The following is a 24,609-nucleotide window of genomic DNA, read 5'->3' as shown; positions in this document are numbered from 1 at the left end:
TGGCGAGCTGCCTTCAGAACGATAGAAAGATCAAAAAAAGGAGTGGCTTTTACAATGTTACATGAAAAGCTTAAACCATTTCCAAATGATTTCTTATGGGGAGCGGCTTCTGCTGCCTATCAAGTAGAGGGTGCATGGGATACGGATGGAAAAGGGAAATCTAATTGGGACGAATTTGTCCGTATTCCGGGAAAAACATTCAAAGGAACAAACGGCGATGTAGCTGTTGATCATTACCATCGTTATAAAGAAGACATAGCTTTAATGGCTGAAATGGGTATGAAAACCTACCGATTCTCTGTAGCATGGACACGTATTTTTCCTGAAGGAAAAGGTGAAATAAATCAAAAAGGAATAGATTTTTATAATCGTTTAATTGATGAGCTGGTTAAACATGATATTGAGCCAATATTAACCATTTATCATTGGGATTTACCGCAAGCACTTCAAGATGAATATGGTGGTTGGGAGTCAAGGCAAATTGTCGAGGACTTTAAAAATTATAGTATTACATTATTTAAGGAGTTTGGAGATCGTGTGAAATATTGGGTTTCTTTGAATGAGCAAAATATATTCACTAGACTAGGATATCAAACAGGGATGCACCCGCCTGGGGTGAAAGATGATAAGTTATATTATCAAGTGAACCACCATGCTAATTTAGCAAATGCGATTGCTATTAAAGAATTTCGAAATTATATTCCTGATGGGAAAATTGGTCCAAGTTTTGCTTACTCACCCGCATATGCTGCTACATCAAAACCAGCAGATATTCTAGCGGCAGAAAATGCGGAGGAATTAACAAATCATTGGTGGATGGATGTCTATGCCTGGGGTGTATATCCGAAAGCAAGTTGGGATTACCTCGAACGTAGAGGAATAGCGCCAGAAGTAAATGTAGGCGATTTTGAATTACTAAAAGAAGGAAAGCCTGACTTTATGGGTGTGAACTATTATCAAACAACAACGTATGAAGAAAATCCTTTAGATGGCGCTACTTTGGAAGGTCATTTTAATACTACTGGTAAAAAAGGGACGATGGAGGATACAGGAATACCAGGCCTCTATAAAACTGTTATGAATGAGAACTTGGAGAGAACAAATTGGGACTGGAATATAGACCCACAGGGATTGCGAATAGGCCTTCGCAGAATTACAAACCGATATGGTTTACCAATCTTAATCAGTGAAAATGGACTTGGTGAACACGATAAGGTGGAAGACGGCTCCACAATTAATGATGATTATCGCATTGAGTATATTCGTACACATATAAAAGCAATTCAGGAATCGATTACTGATGGTGTGGAAATGATTGGTTATTGCGTATGGTCATTTACAGATTTGTTAAGTTGGTTGAACGGATTTCAGAAACGCTATGGCTTCGTATATGTTAATCAGCATGAAGAAGGGGTACATGACCTTCGCCGTATGAGAAAGAAAAGCTTCTATTGGTATAAGGAAGTTATTGAGAGCAATGGGAAAAGGATTTAATGACGTGTAAACGCTATCTTTGCATATTTCGCAATATAAATCAAAGAAATTTATAAAAAAATAATTCAACGGAGGAATAAAAATGAAAAAAGCATTAATTATTTGTGCAGGTGGTATGTCATCTTCGTTAATGGCAAAGAAAACGTCAGAACTTCTTAAAGATAAGGGGCATGATATTGAAATAGATGCAGCAGGATCTAGTGAGGGTCAGAAGTTGATTGAAAAAAATGACTTTGATTTATTTTTGATAAGCCCTCAGACAAAAATGTATTATAAAAGGCTTAAAGAAGCTGGAGATCGTGTAGGCAGACCAGTTGTAAATATCCCGCCCCAGGCGTATGTTCCTATTCCAATGGGGATTGAAAAGCTAGCAAATGTTATTTTGGAAGAACTGGATAAATGATTGATATATGTTGAAGACAGGTTGATTAAGTGAGAATTAGATATAAGTACGTAATATACAGATTCTTCGCTACTGCTTTTGCAAGTAGCGAGGAGCTGAATTGATAGAAGAGGGATTTTAATGAAAAATAGTGGAATGTCACAGATAGAACGCAATAGAAAGAATTTAAGTGTAAAGACAATGTATTTTAATAGATATTTACTTGTAAGATATGTTTCGTCACTATTCTTTTTTACGAATTTATATTGGTTAATTCTATTGGGAATGAGTAAATCGTCACTATTTTTAATTCCAGTTGTTTTACTTATTGTCTTTGTCGTTAGTGCTGCGGAACAGGTGAAGATATTTAGCAGTCATACTAATAATGCTAAGTATACAAAGTATTATTTTTACATTCAACTTGTTACAAATATTATATTGCTATTTCCGACTTATCTTTCTTCTACCTTTACTATATTTTATCCTTTCTTAATAGAAAAAGAGCAGTCTAAACTATTCATTATAGCGATTTTGATGATAGGAATATTTTTAAGTGCAATTATTGTTAAGCGTTTACATTCAATTCAGCACAATGAAGATAAACAGTATGAATGTATAAAGGAATATGAAGAGGCTATTTATTAAGAATAGATCGGGGGAATTACGATGGAAAATGAAAATAAAGTATTTGCTTTCTTGGAAAAGTATCTAATGAGTCCCATGGGTAAAATCGCATCCTTTCGTATAGTTCGTGCAATTATGGCTGCAGGGATGGCCTCTATTCCGTTTGTAATTGTAGGATCGATGTTCTTAGTATTAAACGTATTACCAGATACATTTACATTTCTAGAGAACCTTTTTGATAATACATTTTTTAGAATTAGCGATTTGTATATGTTAGCTAACAAAGCAACTATGGGATTATTAGCTTTATACTTTGGGCTTGTTATTGGTTATGAGTATACAAAAATATATGCTGAAGAAGAAGAATTAAACTTAAACCCATTAAATGGTGCATTACTATCTTTATTTGCATTTTTTATGACTGTTCCTCAGTTAGTTATTGAAAATGGGAAAATGTCTCTGATTCATCAAATCGATGAAAATAATACAATTGTTCATGGATGGGAAATGATTGCAGAGGGTGTAAGTCGATTAGGAGCCACAGGGATATTCACGTCCATCATCATGTCTATTATAGCAGTACAAATATATAGATTATGTGTGAGACAAAACTGGGTTATTAAAATGCCTGAAGCAGTACCAGAGGGTGTATCCAGATCGTTTACGGCATTAATCCCTGCATTTTTAGTAGCTTTCGTTGTTTTATTAATTAACGGTGTTCTAGTTGCAGTAGGGACAGACATATTTAAGATTGTTGCTATTCCATTTGGCTTCGTGGTTAATTTAACAAGTAGCTGGTTAGGTATTCTAGTTATTTACTTCCTTATCTCAGCACTTTGGATTGTAGGTATACATGGTGCAACTATTATATCAGGCTTCTTAACACCAATCGTTCTTACAAACTTGCAATCTAACATAAATGGGGAAAATATTCCATTCGCTGGCGAATTCCAGAATGCATTTGTATATATTGGTGGATCTGGAGCCACTTTAGGGCTGTGTATTTTCATTGCATTCTTAGCTAAATCAAAGCAATTAAAAGTTTTAGGCAAGGCAGCTCTAGCCCCTGGTATTTTTAATATTAATGAGCCATTAATATTCGGATTACCGATTGTATATAATCCGTTTTTAGCAATTCCGTTTTTCCTAGCACCAATGGTATCAGCTTCAGTAGGTTACTGGGCAATTAAACTAAATGTTATAGGACCTGTTATCGCGCAACTTCCTTGGCCTACTCCGATAGGTGCGGGTGCTTTCTTAAGTACAGGAGGAGACTATATGGCGATAATTCTTGCATTGATTTCCGCTTTTGCAGCATTTATTGTTTGGCTGCCATTTATTAAAATGTATGATAATAAGTTATTTAAGCAAGAAAAAGGTGAAGAAGCATTAATTTAGATGATGTAGTAATAGATGAAAAATAGTTTCTGTCTCAAATAAAATCCATATTGCAAATACGCAATATGGATTTTATTTTTTTATAAAGATATGATACCTATTAGAAAAATATAAGTACGAATATATATCATTCTACGGGTTACTTTTCATTGTCAATTACAGGTTAAGCTAGTAACTTGTATGGATAATATATTCATATAACAAGCTTCACTTTTTAAGTCTGAGTAGAAATGAAATCAAGTAATAGAAATTAATGGAAATTTCGGCCTCCTTTCACATGAGTCTTTTGCCTATATTACCTCATGTTATCTGAAAATGAAGTACTCCTTTCGGATGCATCTTAATAGTTCATAAGTCCCCTATTTCATGTGTTGAGAAAGTATAGCGTTTTTTTCGTTAATTGAATGAGTAAATATCATTATTTTTAGAAACAGGTCATTCGGCTGCTTATAAAGAAATAGTAGAAAAGTTATATTTTAAGGGAATCTTGTATCTTTGATCGATTAAAACAGGGTTTCTACCTATGAACAAAACTAGGAAAACTCATTACTAATCTATCAATTACAAAAACAAGAGTTTTTTTCGACAAGAATCGCCTTTATCTTTTCTCTCATTCTACTATAGTTATGTTAACAACTAGACTGAGGCAGTAGGTTTACAAGTAGATAAAAGGGGGGCAGGAGTTTAAATTTAGAAAACAAAAAAATGAGAGGAAGGATGAATCTTGAGGAAAAAACAAAGACAGGCTCGTGCATTTAGTATTTTCGCGTCCATCATCATGATTTTTACATTATTTACTCCAGGCTTGACCTTTGCACAGTCGAACGGAAAGATTAGTCACTCTCTAAACGACTCCAACGTTAACGTAGAGAACAAAGTGAGCAATAGCTTACAAAAAGAGTTGGAAAAAGAAGAGAGGGTAACGTTTTTAATTAAGTTTAAAGAGACGACTGATACGATGAAGGTTGCCGAAGAAGCTAAAGTGAGTGCACAAAAAGCAAATCTTTCGGCAATGAATCAGGAACATGCACAGCGATCTGCCGTTATTTCTGCATTGAAGCAGACTGCATTGGAGTCCCAACAAAATGTGTTGGATTACCTTGAAGAAGCAGAACAGAATGGACAAGCAGAAGATGTTCAACCGTATTTTATCGTTAATGGTATAGCTGTTACAGCGACAAAAGAAGTTGCAGAAAAAGTTGCTTCTTTCCAAGAAGTAGAAAAGATCCTTCCAAACGAAAAGCGTGAGTTGATTCGTACGGTAGATATAGAAGAAGCTCCGCAAAATGAAACAGCATCCGTCGAATGGAGTATCGAGCGCATCGGCGCACCGGCAGTTTGGGATATGGGTGTTGACGGTCAAGGAGCGGTTGTTGCGAGTATCGATACTGGTGTTGATTGGCAACATCCGGCACTTCGCGATAAATATCGAGGATATGACCCAGCTACCGGCGAAGTTGATCATACGTACAGTTTCTTTGATCCAGTAAATGGACGAGATGTACCGTATGACGATGACGGTCATGGAACACACGTAACTGGAACGATGGTAGGTAGTGAGCCAGACGGTTCCAACCAAGTGGGTGTTGCGCCAGGTGCGAAGTGGATTTCTGTTCAAGCATTTACGCCATTGGGAGCTTATGACAGGGATTTACTTGCTGCGGCAGAGTGGATTTTAGCTCCAGGCGGTGACGTAACGAAAGCACCAGATGTGGTGAACAACTCTTGGGGTGGCGGACCAGGTCTGAATGAGTGGTATCGTGATGCAGTAACTGCATGGAGAGCGTCAGATATTTTCCCTGCTTTTGCAGCTGGAAATACGACATTGTCCAATCCAGGTGGACCGGGATCAGTAGCTGTGCCGGCAAACTATCCAGAATCTTTTGCAGTCGGTGCGACGAATTCCAATGATGAACGGGCCACTTTCTCCTTATTAGGTCCATCACCATATGATGAAATCAAACCGGATATCGCAGCTCCAGGTCAAGGAGTTCGTTCCTCAGTTCCGGGTGGCGGTTATGCTGCGTACAACGGTACTTCAATGGCATCACCAGCAGTTGCCGGAACAGTTGCCTTGTTGAGGTCAGCGAATGCAGGTCTTGACGTGGATACGATAGAAGAAGTACTGATGGAAACAGCTGATTCGGCTGCAGGAACCGACGATCAATTCCCAGAGTCCCCGAATAACGGTTACGGGCATGGAATTGTCGATGCATTTGCTGCAGTTTCTTCTGTAATCTCCGGATTAGGAACCATTGAAGGGCAGGTTACGAAGGATGGAGAGGATACAACTCCTCCGACGTATGAGCATGAAGCACCTGCAGAAACGTATTCCCAATTGGATTTAGATTTAACGATTCAGGTTTCAGATGATGTGAGCGTCACTTCGGTAGAACTTCACTATGGTGATGAAGTTTTAGAAGCAACACGTACGGCTGGTGACTTCCGTTCTGGTGAGTATTCCGTCACTGTGCCAGGTGAAGCGATTGAAGAAGGGACATTCACATACACTTTCGTCATCAATGACTTCGGAAATAATACAGTGACAACAGAAGAATATACTGTCAACGTTATGTCCGGTATTACAATTGGTTACTCTGAAGATTTCGAAGGCAATAACGAGCCGGTTGGCTGGTTGAAAACTGGAACGAATAACGTTTGGGAATGGGGCGCACCAACCTCAGGTCCAGGTGAAGCAGTTTCTGGAGAAAATGTCTATGCCACGAATCTGGCTGATAACTATACCGGTAATATGCGTGCGGAATTAGTTATGCCGCCTATTGATATGCCGGAAGATGGGGATGCCTTTCTGCAACTGAAGAGCTGGCATAATTTTGAGCAAAGTTCGTCAGGTACGAACTATGATTATGGTCAGTTGGTCATTTCCACTGACATGGAAAACTGGGAGCCAATCCGCAACTTCTATGGGATTGAAGATTACTGGTCCAGTGTGGAAGTGGACTTACGTGACTACGTAGGAGAGCGTATCTATCTTGCTTATTACACGCATTCCGATGGTAGTGTTCATAGACCGGGCTGGTATATTGATGATGTCACGTTAACAGATGTATCTCAATATGCCGATGATGATGTAGCACCAACCTTTGAACATGAGTCACCTGTTGAAACGTATGAGGGTATGCCACTACGTTTAAGCATCGATGTCTATGATGACTTGTTGATTGGTGACGCGGTACTACATTATCTAGATGATAATGGTGAATTCCAAGACCTTGAAACAGAACTTGTTGAAGATAATGCGACACATGGCTTGTTCTCGGTAACTGTTCCAAGTGAATTTATTACAGGGGACGAGTTCACGTACAAATGGACAGTGAGTGACTATGCTGGAAATGAAGTGGAAACTCCGGAATATGTTGTAACGCTCGCGGATCCAATTACAGTCGGATACTCCGAAGACTTTGAAGATACAGCTGTCGGCTGGACGTCATTCGGGGAAAACGATGTATGGGAAAGAGGAGTACCAACCTCTGGACCAGGTGAAGCAGTATCCGGTGAAAATGTATATGCTACAGATCTTGATGCAAATTATCCGTCAAGAATGGATGCAACCTTGTTAATGCCGGCAATCAGCTTGCCTGAAGGAGAATCTTATTTACAATTCAAGAGCTGGCATAACTTTGAACGCTCCTCTTCTACTGGAAGAGACTGGGATTATGGTCAAGTAGTCATTTCCACTGATTTAGAGGAATGGACAGAGCTTCAACTATTTGGCGGCATTGAAGAAACTTGGCAGGATGCAAACATTGATTTATCAGCATATGCAGGTCAGCAAGTTTATATCGGTTTCTATGCTTACTCTGATGGAAGTGTAGTAAGACCGGGCTGGTATATCGATGATGTTGCATTAACCGATACTTCAGAAGGCGAAACGACGAACATGACGCCTGAAGAAATTGCTAAGTATTTACCAACTGAAACAAAAGACGAACTAGAGAAGAAGGAAGCGGAGAAAGAAGCAGAAAAGAAAGCGTCCCTAGGCGCTGAAAAGCCATCTAAATCCTCAGGAAAAGATGCTGATTCTGCTTCAGCAAAAGATGGTGAGCAAACTGCAGAAGAATCAAGTGGCATTCCACTTGCTGCTCAAGTGAGTGTGCTGGAAACGAATCGTTCGGTCAGCACAAACCCACAAGATGGTTCTTACCGGTTAATGCATGCAGCTGGTGAGTTCACAGTTGTAGCAGAGGCTTACGGTTTTGCTTCAGAAGAACAAAATGTTGAAGTGACAGCAGATGAAAGTGTCACTGCCAACTTTGTATTGGATGAACTTCCACAAGGAACGGTAAGTGGAACAATTACCAACGAACGTACTGGTAATCCAATCGAAGGAGCTACAGTTCTTTTAGCGGAAGATGCGAATGTGGAACCTGTCGTAACGGATGAAGACGGTAACTATGAATTAACCGGTTACGAGGGAACGTATACACTGAAAGTTGTTGCAAGAGACTATCAATCTAAAGAAGTTGAAGTCGACCTGAGTGGTGACGTTTCACTCGATATTGAGCTGGAGCCATTCTACACCGTACCAGGCGGCGAGATTTATTATGATGATGGAACAGCTGAAAACGCTCGTGCATTTTACGATGCAGGAAACAAATGGGCTGTGAAAATGTCTCTTCCTGAAGGCAGGGATACAGCGCTTGTAACGGATGGTGTGTTCCAGTTCCATGGTACAGATTGGCCGATACCGGGAGATACACCATTTGCAGTTGAAGTCTGGTCTGCTGGAGAAGACGGTATGCCTGCTGAGAAATTGGCTGGTCCAATTGAAGCAGAAGCAATTCGGGATCTAAATGAGTGGACGGTCGTGGACTTGAGAGAAGAAAGTATCCAAGTGGATGGGGACTTCTTTATGGTTTACGTACAAACTCAGGCAAATCCTAACGTCCCTGGTCTAGCGACAGATGAAAGCAGTCAAAATGCGGGGAGAAGCTATCAAGGTGTTGGAGGAAGCTGGTCACCATCTCCTGCATCAGAAGGTAACTATATGATTCGTGCCCGTGTAGCTTATGGTGTTGATGATCCAGTTATCACATCACCTGCGGACGGAACAGTGACAAATGAAGCGGAAGTTACGGTAGAAGGAACAGCTTCTCCGGAAACCACGCTTGAAGTCCAGCAAAATGGTGAGGTTATCGATTCTGTCGAAGTTGAAACAGATGGAAGCTTTGCAATAGACACAGAGCTGGAAGAGGGAGCAAACGAATTCGTCGCAGTAACGTATATTGATGGCGAAGACGCTGCAAACTCGGAAACAGTAACGGTAACCCTGGATACCGAAGCACCAGAATTGGTGGTTACTAGTCCAAAAGATGGTGAGAAGACCAATCGGGAAACGACAACGGTCGAAGGTACAGTGGAAGATGCCAACCTTGATAAAGTGACGGTAAACGGCCGCACAACAACTGTTTCTGAAGATGGTTCATTCTCTCAACGGATCATTTTGGATGAAGGTGAAAACGTGATTGAGGTTGTGGCAACTGACTTGGCCGGTAATGAGACGACTCAGGAAGTAACTGTGTTTGCCAAGTACACTGCACCTGAAATTACGAACTTGACACCGACTGAAGATGTAGAACTACAAGCAGGTCAATCAGTTAAAATCGAGTTCCAAAGTGAACCAGGATTACGTGCAACCTTCTCTATCCACATGCCATTGACGAATCTTGGCATTGCGAGGAATGTTACAGAGCTGCCGATGATGGAAACATCTCCTGGTAACTATGTAGGATTCTACACAGCGACAAGCAATGTTGTTGCTGATGGAGCGGTCATCGAAGTCAAAGTGGTTGATGACTTTAAGAATACAACAAGGGAGCAAGCAGAAGGTAAGTTGTATTTGAACGTAGAATAAGTATCTAAGAATAATGAGGGAGTACAGGGGACTATGTCCTTGTACTCCTTTATTTATAGTTAAGCGAAAGGGTAAATTCTCAAGTGGGGAACTCTATACATAAAAGATTCATTTTTTCTGTCTCATCTGTTCCTGTGCCATTCTTACCATTTCCTTTACCATGTTTCCTCCTATCGGGCCACCAACTTTTCCCGCTTGCTCGGAAGTTAGATGTCCATTGTAGCCTTCCTGCAAGGGGATTCCTTGCTCTTTGGCAACCTCGTATTTAACGTCATCAGGTTTCTCGCTGTTCACATTATACCCCTTTGCTTTCATGACGTTATTTTTAAATTGGTTTAATTCTTTCTTGCCCATATCTTCGCCTCCTTATATATAGGATTTCCGGTTTGTTTCGAATTACACGGATTCTTTCTTGATAAGGTAAGATAAGCCCGCTCACTATCCTAGTGAACGCGCTCATATTCCTAAATATCCGCTCACTTTTATGGGAAAAGCGCTCGTCATTACGTGAATTCCGCTCACAGACTATAAAAAGGCGCTCGCCCTCAATTGAAACCCGCTCGGACCTATAATAAATTCGCTCACTCCAGCTCCGTAGGCGCTCACCTTACCACCTCACCCATCTTCACAGGAAGTTCCCGCCCTTGCTATGAGCCCTTAAATAAGATAAAGTTTATATCATTCATGGAAACCGGATAAACATGATTAGAGAGGGAAGACCTATGGTATTCGTAATTTTGATATGGATGATTGCTATATTCTTGATGCTTTGTTCCACCCCAGCTTTTGCCGTATTTTCGGGAGATGTACATTTCCAGTTTCATCCAAATCCAAGCTGGTCTAATTTCTTACATGGAGAATTCAGCAACATTGAATTTACAGGTCACTTCCTGTTGTTTTTCGTATTGGCGTCCTTGCTGCGGCAAGTGACTAAGAAGTTCGTAATAGTATTCCTTCTAACATTTACGTATGGACTACTGATCGAGTTCATACAGCCATTCTTCGGCCGTGGTGCAGAATTAATTGATGTTGCTGCAAATGTTGCTGGTATTGTCAGCTATATTATTTTGCATGTCTTGTTATCGCCGCTATATCATCGAATCCCATCAAGTATGGTAGGAAAGTAAAAAATGCTAGAACATCTGGATAGCAACATCCACCTGTTCTAGCTTTTTTGATTCACATATTAACTAAGAAACGATTGAATCGCATCCACTAAGCTGTAGATACCTAATCCCGTACAAATCAGTGCCACAATTCCTCCGAAAATATTAGCCCTTAAAGTATTGGTATAGTTACCGAGGAATTTTTTATTATTCATGATGATAAGCAGCATGATCGCAATGACCGGAAGTAGAATTCCGTTCAATGCTTGAGCAAAAAGCAGGACGCTAAGTGGATTCAGGTTCAGTGCCGAACCGATAATACCAATTGAAATGATGATTACGAATACAATTTTGAAACGTTTATCTTTCATGTTGTTGCCCCATTTTAACACACTGCTCACTGTCATTGCTGCTCCAAGTGGTGCGGCAAGCGCGGAAGAGAATCCGGCTGCAAACAACCCGATACTCATGAAAACAAGTGCCCATTCACCCAATATTGGTTCGAGCTGTAATGAAAGGTCTGCGGCACTTTTTATTTCCAGACCTTTAATCGTAGCGCCCGCAGTGATGATGATTGCTGCAGTAATCAATCCTCCGACACTAATGGAAATGATGGTGTCCCAACGTGAATCTCTTAAATCTGAGGGCTTGTTCCAACGTTCTTGAACATTGGAAGCATGCAGGAATAAATTATAGGGAACGACTGTTGTCCCGATTAGTGCAATAATCATAATGATTGATCCAGCAGGGATGTTAGGCATAAATGCACCTTGGAATAATTCTCCTAAGTCTGGCTTTGTCATAAACATCGTAGTGATAAAGGTAAGACACATAGTGACAATAAGTACAATCATTAATTTCTCAATCAGTCTATAACTGCCGGAAAGGCCTAGAATCAAAAGGATGACCCCTACTATTGGTCCAAGTATGTTTGGTGAAATACCGGTTAATGTCGAAATGCCTAGTGAAGTGCCGAGCAGGTCACCGGCCATGTAAGCGGCACATCCTATACTGATTGCAATGATGACGAGCCACATGGAACCGTATTTAAGTATGGGATTTACGAATTGTTCGCGGACCGCATCACCAAGTCCTTTGCGCGAGATGATTCCGAGTCTTGCCGTCATTTCCTGTAGTATAATTGTGGCGATAATGGAAAAAAGTATCGCCCATAATAATGCAAAACCAAATGATGCACCGGCCCTAGTCGCAGTGGTGACCGTTCCTGGACCAATGAAGGACGCAGTAACGATTGCCCCGGGTCCAATGACTTTCAGCCTGTCTTTCCACGTTCTTTTCTGTGGTTCTGTATTTTCCTCGCTTTTGGTCAATGCCATAAAATTTCCTCCAATTTATTACATGTCTTACTTTTATCTCTATGCGTTCTACTCATCTTTATCACTTTTTCGAATGGATCCACCCTGCCAAGGCATATAAAATAACTGTAGAAACAAAGTGGGCAGAATTTTGGTTGTTATCCTGCTGTGGGTATACTTCTACAAAGTCCATGCCGATGACACCCTGCTTACAGATTTCATGAACAAGTGTCACAAGCTCATAAGAGGTTAATCCGTTGCCGTCGACAGGACCACCGGGATTAAAAGCAAAGTCCAATACATCACTGCAAATGCTTAAGTAGACACAGTCGACATCTTTGCTAGCCATTGCGTATAGTTCACGGGCATACTTCGCCAGATCATCTTGCTTACGGATATCATTAATCGTCACTGTGACCGCACCTGCATCCCGTGCATTTCTTCCGGCTTCAGGAAGATTTCTTGGTCCATGAATACCTGTATGGATGATGCTTTCGTTGCGCACACCTTCTTGTTCGTACAAACGGGCGAAAGGACTGCAACGTGCATATTGATCTCCATTATGTGAGGGGAGGTTGTCGTAATGTGCATCCAGGTGAAGGATACCGACCTTTTTACCTTGTTCTGCCAGTGCTCTTACGATCGGAAATGTGATTCCATGGTCACCACCGAGGCCGATTAGAAATTTGTCGCTTTGCCAAAGCTTGCTCGTAAAATCAGTAATTCTCTTCATCGTTTCCTCGACATCTGCTGGAACGACATCCACATCTCCGACATCTCCAAGCTTCACATGTTCAAATACGTCAATATGGTCAAGTTCCGGCAAATAGCCGCTATATCTTCCAGATGTCAAACGCATGACTTTTGGCCCTAGTTCGCATCCTGTATAATCACCCCAAGTGACGGCACCTTCCCAAGGCACTCCGTAAACTACAGCATCCACATCTTCTAGAGACTCTCCAGCAGATAGATTCTTTGCGCCGAGAAAAGTCGGTGTGTTCCCATAAAGATATTTACTCAAAATGAATCCAATCCTTTCTTGTCATTAATTGATAAGTTGCTATATAAATGTCTATACTGCAGGTGATTCCCTTATGTATGGAGAATGAAACGTGGAATTGAGCGTGTCATACAAGTATTTCATCCTGTATTATCAAGCGACATAGTGAAATAAGATTATATTTCAGTAAAACAGGGAACAGGACCTATATATCAAAGATAAAAAAGGAGTGTTTTCGTGAAAGCTTTAATCTTAAACTGTTCATTAAAGAAATCTACTGAGACATCCAATACAGATGCATTATTAGAGGAATTCATTCAGGTCTTTGACCAAAATGGAGTGGAATCAGAAACGGTCCGAGTGGTTGATTACAATGTAGCTTTTGGCGTAGAGGCAGATATGGGAGAGGGTGATGAGTGGCCGCTTATTGCTGACAAAATTAAGCAGGCAGATATTCTGCTTGTTGGAACGCCAATATGGCTTGGAGAAAAAGCGAGTGTGGCTAAAATGGTCATGGAACGAATTAGTGGATCGGGTTCGGAGACGAATGAAAAAGGACAACCTATTTACTATAATAAAGTTGCTGGTGTAGTAGTGACTGGAAATGAAGATGGTGCCAAACATGCGGCTAGAGATATACTCTTCAGTTTAGGACATTATGGCTTCACGTTACCGCCTAATCCGCTTGCTTATTGGGTGGGCGAAGCAGGACCTGGAGCTTCTTATATCGAAGCAAATGGACAAGAAAATGAATTTACACAGCAGAACGCAAAAACAGCAAGCCATAATCTTGTTCACATGGCAAGAATCTTAGCAGAAACACCTATTCCAGCTGAGGGAAATGTAAGTGAATAGAGTGGAGTGAATCCCCAAATACGTAAAGAGCCAAGACGGTTGATTTATGTCATCATCCGTTCTGGCTCTTTTGAGTTATCCCTATCTTCTTTTAAAAATCGTTCCACTAAGTTGAATAGCGTTGATAGTTCGTATAGAAGGATTATTTCAGGCTGAATGGTTGTTGAGTGACTTTCCGTATTTTTCATGAAATTCGTACGGTCTTGCCAAAATCTAGAAGTGATTTTTTGCTTATTTTCAAGATGTATGGATAAATCAAATCTACGTTTGTCTTGTAAACTGTCTGCCAGTTCCTGTACAACGGTATGAATCAATTCTTTTTCTTCCTCATTCCAATTTAAGTCATCCATTGGATGATGAAGTAAGTACTCCAGGCGACCGTGCATCTTTTGCAGTAATTTTGCCTGTTCCTCCAGTTGAAGAAATAACTTTTCTTCACTAGCCACTAAAGGGTGATATTTTAGCTCGTCCTTTTGAAACTGAATCAGTCTAAGGGTGTTGTTAAGCTTTTTTTCCAATTTAATGAGCAATGTAGATGATTTTGTCCTATTGGCTTTATTTACACTTATACTGTCTGAGTATATCTTATTTATCAGGTAGGCAGTATGATTCGTAATTTTTCCGATGTTAGTAAAAATGTCCTCTCTGTAATCTGGAGGTAGGATAAACATATTGACTGCGGTTGAAATAACAAGTCCAATGGTCGTCGTACCTAATCGAATCAAAAAGGCAATAAATAAATGCTCATGTATTACTTCAACCATCGCTACAGATGTCAAGGTTGCTACAAGTAATCCGGCGTGAAGGTTTAATTTAAAGCAAGTGGCTATAGTAAGAACAGCTGCTAACGTATAGGTGATAGGGGAATTGCCGAATAAGGAGATAAATATGACGGCATAGGCTGAACCGATTGCTGAAGCTGGAAAACGTACAATCCCCTTCTTGATGGAGTCTGAAACAGTTGGTTCGATCGTTACAATCGCTGTAATTACTGCGAAGACAGGTGGCCAACCAATTAATTCGCAAACCCAAGCTGTCAATAATACTGCTAAGCCTGTTTTAATGATTCGGCTTCCACCTAATCGTTTTTTCACTTGTCATGACCCTTTCTGTTTAATGGATATAAAAGTATTGTATCATTTATCCGAAGGGAAAAGACCCCACAGTACTTTTGTGGGGTCAGCCGCTCGCCAAATTCATGATCGTCATATCATCCATCGGTGGATTATGAAGTCCTGCACGTACATCACGGTAATAGCGTTGCAACGGATTAGCTTGTGACAGGCTGCGTGCACCGGTAATCCGCATCGCCAAGTCGACAATGTGGATTGCTTTATTGACGACAGATAATTTCACGGCACCAAGTTCTGATCCCATTGTTTGTCTTGTTTCATCATCGGCTTCATCCCATTTTCTCGCGACTGAAAAGAGGAAATGTTTTGCTTCTAGAACAGACAACTCCATTTCTCCCATTTTTTGTTTCACATTAGGAAAGTCTGAAATCGTTTTTGACTTATCCATGCTATTCGGTGAATAGGTCCGTGCGAAATGATTGGCGTATTCTTGAGCAGCCAGAGCGATGCCGAGGTAGCAAGCTGGGATGTGCAAGAGCCATCCGGCCGCTTCTTTCTTCGGTTTACGATACTCTACCAACGCATCTTTTTCTACATGAACATTTTCAAGAACAAGATCATGACTGCCTGTTCCTCTCATAGCGATACTATCCCAAGTTTCATCAATGCTCACACCTGTCAGATCCCGTTGGATCAGGAAATTACCGACGTCATCGGTCCCGTCAATCGATGCACTGACGACAAAATAGTCTAGGATCGGAGCAAGGGTTGTGAATGTTTTTCTTCCGTTGATGATCCAACCATTTTCCGTTTCTTTCGCGTACGTTTCCGGTTTACCTCCACGTGTCGGACTGCCGGTAGCCGGTTCTGATGCTGCATTATTTAGCAAGGCTCCATTTTCTACTACATCTTTTGCCACTCTTTGGAACGTTTCTTCGTCCCATGATTTATTTTCACCTAGGTGTTTAATAATGCCCATATGCCATCCAATGGAAAGAGCGGTTGATCCATCAGCCTTTCCGATAATTGCCTGTAAGTGAAGCATTTCAGTAAGAGAAATCCCTGCTCCACCATATTCTTTAGGAAGTGTAAGAGCAGGATAGCCTATTTCCTTTAATTCTTTGAAGTTTTCAAAAGGAAAAGTCAAGTTCTCATCGTGTTCTTGAGCGCGTTCTTTAAAAGATTTTACCGTCTCATTGAGCAACTCTGCCCGCTCTTCCTTCGTTTGTAGTTCCGTAATTTTCATTGTTACCCCTCCATCCCTGTAATCCTTATGTATCTAGTCGGATTTATAACTATATTATTTCATTATTTGCAGGTAAATTCAATTTAGGTATGCTCCTCTTTGAACTTATTATATCTTATTTTCTAAATATTCCATAACTGAGCTTGACTACGATAGAACGTTCGATTATGTTTAATCTAAAACCAATGGAGGGGTTTTGATGGATGCAGAAAAACAGATCATAGTAAGTGAAGAGGATATTGACGGGTTGAACCATGTCAATAATAGTGTGTATTTGAATTATTTGGAGCACGGAAGAGAAGCCTGGTACATAAAAAATGCAGGGTATTCGTATGAAGATTTTCATCAGGCTAATCTAGGTACGGTCGTTCTAAGAATGGATATTCTTTATAAAAAAGAAGCACTGCTTCATGATGTGTTGCGGGTAATCACAACTCCAAAAAAACTAGGTAACACTAGTTTTGTATTTCAACAAAAAATCATCAATCAAGAAAATGAAATCATTTGTGAAGCAGAAGTCACAAAGGTCATGATTGATTTTACTACAAGAAAAAGCAGACCGGTTATTCAAGAAATCGCCCGTAACTTTAGAGAGGTACGAAATGGTTAAAAGCATCCTCTGTTTAATCAAGTAAATTTTTGTAAAATAAAATATCAGAATAAAACCATAATAATATATTATTGCAAAATTAAAAAACAAACACTATAATTAGACAATGAAATTTACGTAAGAGGGCTTTTATACAAAGGGGGAAGAAAACCATGAAAATTCTTGTGACGGAATTAATGTGGGATGATGGAATCGAGGCTTTAAGAAATAAGGGGTATAGCGTGGATTATGATATGGAGTTGAGCCGAAAACGGGAAGAATTGTTAGGCTTGCTTCCAGCATATGATGCGGTGATTGTGAGAAACGAAACGAAGGTGGATACGGAATTTTTAAATGCAGCGGAAAAAGTACAAGTTATCGGACGTCTCGGTGTCGGACTAGATAATATTGACTTAAAAGGTGCAAGAGAGCGAAATATCCCTGTAGTATCTGCAAGAAATGCCAATGCAACATCTGTGGCTGAATATGTGATGGCGGCAATGCTTGATGCATCACGTCCATTACAAGCAGCCGATGCGGATGTACGGGAAGGGAATTGGAATCGCAAGCTATTTACTGGCTATGAATTAAATAATCGGACGCTTGGTCTCGTCGGTATGGGGGAGATTGCCCATCGTGTTGCCAAACGTGCTAAAGCATTCGGCATGAATGTAATCGGTTTCGACCCTTTTGTTGCTCCGTTTGACCATGTTGTCCAGGAGACTGGAATTAAACAAGTCGACCTAGAGGAACTGTTGAAGACGTCTGATTTCATTTCGGTTCATGTGCCACTTACGAATGGAACGAGACATCTGATCAATCGTGATAATATGCGATCGATGAAAGACCATGCCTATATCATTAATTCGGCTAGGGGTGGAATTGTGCATGAAGGGGACTTGGCAGCAGCAGTTGAAGCTAAGGAAATTGCAGGTGCTTATCTGGATGTCCTAGAGAAGGAACCTGTACAAATTGATTCCCCGCTACTTAAGGTGGAAGGGATCCGACTATCTCCACATATTGCTGGTTTGACCGTGGAAGCTCAGTCACGTACAGCGATGTTGATTGCCGAAGAGGTGGATAGGGTGCTCCATGTTGGTCAATCTCTTTGTGTGGTGAATTAAAGCCTTTATAAAATACTATATATGACCCGTCTTCCTAACGAATGAGGAAGGTGGGTCTTTTATATTTAATACGAATTTACCTCCTTTAGTCATTTTTATCCCTGTTTCATCGAAAGAAAGTAAATAAACAGCGACTTCATTATGGTTTTAAAATTAGGGTGTAATTTAAATTAATAAAAAATTTAAAAATCATTGACTTTTGATAATCCTTTAAATATAATATGTCTAACAGAATGCAGAATGAAGATTCCGTAAAATGGAATAATTAATAGCTTTCGCTGTGCTTTAAGTATTATTTCTGCTTTCTATGAGTGTGAGGGGAGGAAGATTGTTGAGTAAAGTAATTAAACGCTCTGAACTATCGAATTTGATAAACGATGGTGATACATTGCTTGTCGGCGGGTTTGGACTTTCAGGAACTCCATTCACGTTGATCGATGAATTGGCCACTTTAGGGAAGAAAGATTTAACTGTAGTGAGTAATAATCTAGGTGAGAAGGATAAGGGTCTTGGTATCCTTCTGCACACAGGTTGCCTGAAAAAGGCAGTCGGTTCATATTTTACATCCAATCGTGATGCAGTAAACGAGTGGTCCAAAGGAAATTTGGAGATTGAACTGGTACCACAAGGGACACTAGCTGAACGCATTCGTTGTGGCGGAGCAGGGATTGCCGGTTTCTATACAAAAACAGCGGCCGGAACGAAACTTGCGGAAGGAAAAGAAGAAAAAGAATTTGACGGTGAGACTTATATCTTGGAAAGGGCAATTAAGGGGGATGTTTCTTTAATTAAAGCTTTGAAAGCGGATACGAAAGGTAACCTTGTCTATGATTATACAGGAAGAAATTTCAACCACGTCATGGCTACTGCGGGCAAAACCGTTATTGCAGAGGTTGATGAAATTGTTGAAGTGGGAGAATTGAGTCCTTATGAAATCGTCACGCCGCATGTCTATGTAGATTATTTGGTCATGAATAATTATGTGAAGATTGGTGGGAGATACGTTGTCGCTGGAGAGTAGAATTAAGATTGCAAAGCGGGTAGCACAAGAATTATCAGATGGGGATACGGTCAATCTTGGGGTTGGAATTCCGACATTGATTCCTGATTACTTAGGGGATAAAAAAGTGGAACTGCAGTCGGAAAACGGCATCCTTGGTATGGGTCCCACGCCAGATGAGGAGAACGTCAACATGGATTTAATCAGTGCGAGTAAACACCCAGTCACATTGGATGTAGGTGCATCCATCTTTGACAGTTCCGATTCCTTCGTCATGATACGTGGTGGTCATATTGATGTTGCGGTGTTGGGAGTTCTGCAAATTGATCAGTATGGAGAAATTGCCAACTGGGCGATTCCAGGAAAAGATATTTTAGGTGTTGGAGGCGCAATGGACTTAGTCGCTGGAGCAAAACGAATCATAGTTGCATCTATGCACCAAGCAAAAGATGGTAAGCCGAAACTTGTAGAGAAGCTGACATTTCCAACAAGCGGAAATGGTAGAGCCGATATGCTGATTACGGAACATGCAGTATTCAAGTTTACAGAGAATGGCGCTGAGCTGGTCGAGCAACTATCCGACTTGAGCTTGGAGGAATTACAAGAGATAACAGGAGCTCCGTTTACTTATCAAGATTCAGTAGTTAATAGATGATAGCACAAACTTATCACTGAAATGAAAGCGTTTTATATTGGAGGTAACATTGTGAGTGGGACGGAGCGATTGTCGTACTGGTATTTCAGCAATACAAATAGTCATGAAAAAAAAGGAGAGTCAGAGAAGATGAAGAAATATCTTACCTTGTTTATCGTTTCAATACTGATGATTGCTTTAGTCGCTTGTGATGATGGAGATAGTGCGGGCGAAGCGGATGCTGAAGGTAACTTAACTACTCCAGACACAATTGGATTTGGTGCTGCTACAGTAGGTGGTGTCTGGTACACACTTGCAGGTGCGATGAGTGATAAGATGAACGAAATCTTCCCGGATTCAGCGGTTTCAATCGTAGAAGGCGGATCAACTGCAAATATTTTAGGACTTGGCAATGGAACATTTGATATTGCATTTACCAATGGTGAAGCTATTTCGGAAGCGAATAATGGTACGGGTGAATTTGAAGAAGTGATTGATAACTTCAGTACTGTCGCAACACTATATCCGAACCCTGTTCAGATTGTGGTCCGGGCCGATTCCGATATATATTCGGTTGAAGATTTAAAAGGGAAAAAAGTGAGCCCTGGAATTAAAGGTTATAGTGGAGAAATTGCTTTTCAGAAAATATTAGATCTTGTTGGCATGTCTTATGATGATTTGGATGGGATTGAATATACCGGTACAGAAGCAGCAGCAGATTTAATGCGAGACCGCCATATTGATGCTTGGGTTGGAAATTTAGCTGCACCGGCTGCTACTTGGCAGGAGATGGACACGACGGTCGGAATCCGATTAATCTCACTTGATCAAGAAATCATCGATGGGCTGTATGAAGATAATCCTGGTTATGTTCCATATACGATTGAAGCAGGTACGTATCCGAAGCAGGAAGAAGATGTTGAAACAGTGGCTCCGTATACTGTATTACTCGTAAATAATGACACGATGCCGGAAGAAGATGTGTATAATTTGACGAAACTTGTAGTGGAAAATAATGAAGCATGGAAAACACTCTCCGCTACACTGAATGACTTTGACGCGGAATACTCCGTAGAAAACAACGTTGGTGAAATGCATCCTGGCGCCATTCGATACTACAAAGAAGTTGGAGCTATGGAATAAAACAAAAGAAGTGATTCACTGGGGTAAAGGAGAGTGAAAACATGGAGAGCCTAAAGCAACAGGTCGAACTAGAAGAGAAAAAGTCAGATGAATATGATGATGACGGTAATAAGGCGGGAAAACTGCGTCCATTAAAAGGGAAGGCAGGCTTGATTATTTCCCTCCTAGCCATCGCCATGTCGCTATTTCATTTATATACCGCGTTGTTTGGTATTTTTGAATCCATTATGCAGCGATCTGCTCACCTTGGATTTGCCCTGATGCTCGTCTTTGCAATTTATAAACCAGCGGCAAAGGCGGCCAAATCAGAAAGTATTCCTTGGTATGATTGGTTGTTTATCGGAGTTTCTGGTGTTGTTTACAGTTATTTTGTCTTCAATGCCGTGGATATATCAGCAAGAATGACGTATATTGAACCACTTTCTTGGCTGCAAATATTATTAGGTATTGTAGCAGGAATAGTGTTGATTGAGGCAACGAGAAGGGTAGTAGGAAACGCTCTCGTTATCATTATCCTAATCTTTTTAGTGTATGGATTCTTTGGGCAGGTCTTGCCTGGCGCAATATCCCATGGCGGGTTCACCATGGAGTGGATTATTGACCATTTGTATTATACGACATCAGGGGTTTTCAGTACCCCTCTCGGAGTATCTGCTACATTTATCTTTCTGTTCATCTTATTTGGGAAATTTTTGGAAGTTTCCGGAGCAGGCCAGTTCTTTATAGATTTATCTGTAGCTGGAATGGGGAAATATCGGGGTGGCCCAGCAAAGGTTGCTGTTTTAGCTAGTGCCATCATGGGGACGATTTCAGGAAGTGCGGTTGCCAACACGGTTACAACAGGTGCCTTCACCATCCCGATGATGAAAAAGACAGGGTATAAAGGACATTTTGCAGGTGCGGTTGAATCCGTTGCTTCCACAGGGGGACAAATAACACCGCCGATCATGGGCGCATCCGCTTTTATCATTGCCAGTTACTTAGGTGTTCCATATATTGAAATCGCTCTCGCGGCCATTATCCCAGCGCTCCTATACTATGTCAGTGTGTTTATGCAGGTAGATCTGCGTGCAAAGCGAACAGGTTTACATGGGCTGAATAAGAATGAATTGCCACGGACGTGGGACGTATTTAAAAAAGGATTTATTTTCTTTCTGCCACTCATCGTAATTGTCGTCATGCTTAGTACAGGGACATCTCCAATGAGAGCAGGTCTATTCGCTATCGGGGCTACCATTTTAGTTGCATTAATCAATCGAGTGGCAAAAATGGATATGAAATCAGTCGTCAAAGCACTTGATCTTGGTGCTAGAGCCTCCTTAGAAACGGCTATTGCTTGTGCAGCTGCTGGTTTGATTATTGGAGTTATCGGCTTTACTGGTATCGGACTTCAATTTAGCAGTCTTATCATCAGCGTGTCTGGTGGAGTACTATTTATTACACTAATTCTTACCATGATTACAAGTATCATCTTAGGGATGGGGCTGCCGACAGTTGCTGCATATATTGTGCAAGTTCCGTTAACCATTCCAGCTTTGATTGAACTAGGTGTTTCACCACTTGCAGCCCATTTCTTCGTATTCTATTTTGCATCTGTCTCAGCAATTACACCACCAGTAGCATTGGCATCATTTGCTGCAGCTGGAATAGCCGGGGCAGATCCGATGAAAACAAGTATGTCAGCAGTGAAGCTTGGAATTGCTGCCTTTATCGTACCGTTTATTTTCGTATATGGAGAAGTTCTATTATTGGTAGGAAGTCCATTGGAAATCATCGTGGCTACAATTACAGCAATCATCGGTATCATTGGTGTAGCTGCAGCTGTGGAAGGATGGCTGCTAAGACATGCGTTTTGGTATGAACGGCTCATCCTGCTAGTAGGTTCCATCTTAATGGTTGTACCAGGCTTGTTTACGGATCTGATTGGGCTTGTTGTTCTTGCTGGCGTTTATACTCTACAACGTTTTTATCGTAAAGAATTATTGCAGAATGAAACGTGAACTAAGTGAATATAGTAGCTGGGTGCATCCCTCTTACAATTTAAGTAAATGAACACTCAGCAGATTCATATAAAACTAAAGTCAAAAAGGATGATTACATGAGTAAAGTTACCGTTGTCGGTTCTGGCGTCATGGGAAAAGGAATCGCTTATGCTTTTGCAATTAGTGGTTATAGCGTGTATGTCAATGATATTAGCGATGAGATTTTAGAAAGAGCAAAGAATGATATTTATAACCTGTTGGATGGCAGTCTACAAAGAGGGTACTTAACGGAGGAAGTCTATCAATCTGCCAAAGACAATCTAGTTTTTGATTCCAATTTAAACACTGCAGCGGAAAACGCAGAATTGGTCGTTGAAGCTGTACTCGAGAAAATGGATATAAAGATTGATGTATTTAAAAAACTGGATGAAATTTGTCCACCTGAAACGATTCTTGCATCCAATACATCGACGATGAGTCCGACGGAAATCGGAGCACAGACTTCAAGACCGGATAAAGTAGTAGCTATGCATTTCTTTAATCCGGTGCATAAAATGAAGCTGATTGAAGTCATCCGTGGATTGGAAACATCCGATGAAACAGTGGAGTTCGTGAAAGAAACAGCTGAGAAGATTAATAAAACGACCGTGGAAGTGAATGAGTTCCCTGGTTTCGTTACTTCCCGGATGAATTGCCTGATCGGTAATGAAGCAATGAATCTACTAATGGAAGGTGTTGCTTCTGCGGAGGATATCGATAAAGCGATGAAGCTCGGATTGAATCATCCGATGGGACCTCTGGAGCTGGCGGATCTAGTTGGACTGGATACAAGACTTCGAAACATGGAGTATTTGCATGCCACATTAGGAGAGAAATATCGTCCATCACCGCTATTGGTGAAATATGTAAAAGCAGGTCGCTTAGGAAGGAAGTCGGGTCGCGGATTTTATGATTACAGTTAAGGAGGAAGATTGTGGTTACTTCATATGAAAATGTCGAGGTAAAAGTAGAGGATGGAATTTTTTGGTTGACTCTCAATCGTCCAGAAGCAAGGAATGCCCTAGATGCCAACATGCTGCGTGAAATCGACGAAGCAATCACAGCGGCTGAAGTGGACCCTGCGGTTCAAGTGATTGTCATTCAAGGAGCGGGTGAAAAATCATTCGCAGCCGGAGCAGATATCCGCCAGTTGCATGAAAGGAAGCCATTGGAAGCATTGGTGCCTGGAATGCAAGGACTATATAGCAAAATTGAAAATAGCACGAAAGTTACCATCGCTGCAGTTCGCGGATATGCACTCGGCGGAGGCTGTGAGTTGGCGATGGCATGTGATATTCGCATCGCTACGAAAAATGCCAAATTTGGCCTTCCCGAACTTAACCTGGGAATTGTTCCAGCTGCAGGTGGAACCCAACGCCTCGCACGTATTGTTGGAAAAGGCCGGGCGCTGGATATGATTTTAACAGGAAAGATTATTGACGGAGAAGAAGCGGAACGGATCGGTCTTGTTTCCTATTATGTAGATGAGGAAACGTTGCAGGATAAAATTGTTGAAGTGGCATCTGCGGTATTGAAAAAGGGGCCTGTTGCAGTCATGCTTGCCAAACGTGCTGTTCATAAAGGTTACGACATTGATGAAGATACTGCGTTATGGATTGAAAAGCTTTCCCAAGCTGTAGTGTTTGGAACAGAGGATAAACAAGAAGGAACGCTTGCATTTCTAGAGAAGAGACAAGCGGAATTTAAAAATAGATAAGGAGATAGTTGA

Annotated in this window: 20 protein-coding genes; 15 read left to right on the top strand and 5 right to left on the bottom strand. The window is 40.9% G+C overall.

What is annotated here, in order from left to right; genetic code table 11:
• Nucleotides 1–54 precede the first annotated feature (54 nt).
• From M3210_RS11730 to M3210_RS11710, 5 genes are all read left to right on the top strand, one after another.
• A complete protein-coding gene (locus tag M3210_RS11730) occupies nt 55–1,494 on the top strand; it encodes a glycoside hydrolase family 1 protein (protein ID WP_251514562.1) in 1,440 nt (479 codons plus the stop codon).
• 82 nt (nt 1,495–1,576) lie between these two features.
• Nucleotides 1,577–1,897, top strand: coding sequence for a PTS cellobiose transporter subunit IIB (locus M3210_RS11725; protein WP_251514561.1), 321 nt, complete (start codon nt 1,577–1,579; stop codon nt 1,895–1,897).
• Between the two features lie 120 nt (nt 1,898–2,017).
• Nucleotides 2,018–2,521 carry a hypothetical protein gene (locus M3210_RS11720; RefSeq protein WP_251514560.1) on the top strand — a complete coding sequence of 168 codons (504 nt, stop codon included), beginning with the start codon at nt 2,018–2,020 and terminating at the stop codon, nt 2,519–2,521.
• Nucleotides 2,522–2,542: 21 nt separating this feature from the next.
• Complete coding sequence (celB, locus tag M3210_RS11715) at nt 2,543–3,898, top strand: PTS cellobiose transporter subunit IIC (RefSeq protein ID WP_251514559.1); 1,356 nt, start codon at nt 2,543–2,545, stop codon at nt 3,896–3,898.
• Between the two features lie 724 nt (nt 3,899–4,622).
• Nucleotides 4,623–9,773: a S8 family serine peptidase gene (locus M3210_RS11710; protein ID WP_251514558.1), complete on the top strand. Its 5,151-nt coding sequence runs from the start codon at nt 4,623–4,625 to the stop codon at nt 9,771–9,773.
• Nucleotides 9,774–9,881: 108 nt separating this feature from the next.
• Here the strand turns inward: M3210_RS11710 and M3210_RS11705 are convergent, their stop codons facing one another.
• Nucleotides 9,882–10,127: an alpha/beta-type small acid-soluble spore protein gene (locus M3210_RS11705; protein ID WP_251514557.1), complete on the bottom strand. Its 246-nt coding sequence runs from the start codon at nt 10,125–10,127 to the stop codon at nt 9,882–9,884.
• 368 nt (nt 10,128–10,495) lie between these two features.
• Here M3210_RS11705 and M3210_RS11700 point away from each other — a divergent pair, with 368 nt between their 5' ends.
• Entirely contained in the window at nt 10,496–10,900 is a 405-nt protein-coding gene (locus tag M3210_RS11700; RefSeq protein WP_251514556.1) for a VanZ family protein, read from the top strand.
• Between the two features lie 59 nt (nt 10,901–10,959).
• Here M3210_RS11700 and M3210_RS11695 read toward each other — a convergent pair whose 3' ends face one another.
• Together M3210_RS11695 and M3210_RS11690 are read right to left on the bottom strand one after the other, a co-directional pair.
• Nucleotides 10,960–12,216: an Nramp family divalent metal transporter gene (locus M3210_RS11695; RefSeq protein ID WP_251514555.1), complete on the bottom strand. Its 1,257-nt coding sequence runs from the start codon at nt 12,214–12,216 to the stop codon at nt 10,960–10,962.
• Nucleotides 12,217–12,277: 61 nt separating this feature from the next.
• A complete protein-coding gene (locus tag M3210_RS11690; protein WP_251514554.1) occupies nt 12,278–13,216 on the bottom strand; it encodes an agmatinase family protein in 939 nt (312 codons plus the stop codon).
• Nucleotides 13,217–13,432: 216 nt separating this feature from the next.
• On the opposite strand from M3210_RS11690, the gene M3210_RS11685 reads away from it, so the two are divergent.
• Nucleotides 13,433–14,050: a flavodoxin family protein gene (locus tag M3210_RS11685; protein ID WP_251514552.1), complete on the top strand. Its 618-nt coding sequence runs from the start codon at nt 13,433–13,435 to the stop codon at nt 14,048–14,050.
• Between the two features lie 44 nt (nt 14,051–14,094).
• On the opposite strand, the gene M3210_RS11680 is transcribed toward M3210_RS11685, so the two are convergent.
• A complete protein-coding gene (locus M3210_RS11680; RefSeq protein WP_251514550.1) occupies nt 14,095–15,144 on the bottom strand; it encodes an FUSC family protein in 1,050 nt (349 codons plus the stop codon).
• Between the two features lie 85 nt (nt 15,145–15,229).
• Entirely contained in the window at nt 15,230–16,369 is a 1,140-nt protein-coding gene (locus M3210_RS11675; protein WP_251514548.1) for an acyl-CoA dehydrogenase family protein, read from the bottom strand.
• Nucleotides 16,370–16,568: 199 nt separating this feature from the next.
• Here M3210_RS11675 and M3210_RS11670 point away from each other — a divergent pair, with 199 nt between their 5' ends.
• The 8 genes from M3210_RS11670 (at nt 16,569) to M3210_RS11635 (ending at nt 24,597) form a co-directional block, all read left to right on the top strand.
• The gene (locus tag M3210_RS11670) at nt 16,569–16,979 is read left to right on the top strand and encodes an acyl-CoA thioesterase (RefSeq protein ID WP_251514545.1); all 411 of its coding nucleotides are present in this window, start codon (nt 16,569–16,571) and stop codon (nt 16,977–16,979) included.
• 152 nt (nt 16,980–17,131) lie between these two features.
• Complete coding sequence (locus M3210_RS11665; protein ID WP_251514543.1) at nt 17,132–18,082, top strand: hydroxyacid dehydrogenase; 951 nt, start codon at nt 17,132–17,134, stop codon at nt 18,080–18,082.
• 328 nt (nt 18,083–18,410) lie between these two features.
• Nucleotides 18,411–19,103, top strand: coding sequence for a CoA transferase subunit A (locus M3210_RS11660; RefSeq protein ID WP_432806985.1), 693 nt, complete (start codon nt 18,411–18,413; stop codon nt 19,101–19,103).
• Nucleotides 19,087–19,737, top strand: coding sequence for a 3-oxoacid CoA-transferase subunit B (locus tag M3210_RS11655; RefSeq protein ID WP_251514539.1), 651 nt, complete (start codon nt 19,087–19,089; stop codon nt 19,735–19,737). The genes M3210_RS11660 and M3210_RS11655 overlap by 17 nt, the downstream gene beginning before the upstream one ends.
• Before the next feature lie 51 nt (nt 19,738–19,788).
• Nucleotides 19,789–20,859 (top strand): TAXI family TRAP transporter solute-binding subunit, encoded by a 1,071-nt coding sequence (locus M3210_RS11650; protein ID WP_251514537.1) that lies wholly within the window; start codon nt 19,789–19,791, stop codon nt 20,857–20,859.
• Between the two features lie 41 nt (nt 20,860–20,900).
• On the top strand, nt 20,901–22,859 hold the full coding sequence (locus tag M3210_RS11645; protein WP_251514535.1) for a TRAP transporter permease: 1,959 nt from the start codon (nt 20,901–20,903) through the stop codon (nt 22,857–22,859).
• A gap of 98 nt (nt 22,860–22,957) precedes the next feature.
• Complete coding sequence (locus M3210_RS11640) at nt 22,958–23,803, top strand: 3-hydroxyacyl-CoA dehydrogenase (protein WP_251514532.1); 846 nt, start codon at nt 22,958–22,960, stop codon at nt 23,801–23,803.
• Nucleotides 23,804–23,814: 11 nt separating this feature from the next.
• The gene (locus M3210_RS11635; protein WP_251514530.1) at nt 23,815–24,597 is read left to right on the top strand and encodes an enoyl-CoA hydratase/isomerase family protein; all 783 of its coding nucleotides are present in this window, start codon (nt 23,815–23,817) and stop codon (nt 24,595–24,597) included.
• The last annotated feature ends 12 nt before the right edge of the window (nt 24,598–24,609 follow it).

Source organism: Oceanobacillus luteolus (assembly GCF_023715655.1).
Lineage (GTDB): Bacteria > Bacillota > Bacilli > Bacillales > Amphibacillaceae > Oceanobacillus > Oceanobacillus luteolus.
The sequence above is the reverse complement of the archived record's forward strand: the minus strand, read 5'-3'. Positions and strand labels throughout refer to the sequence as shown.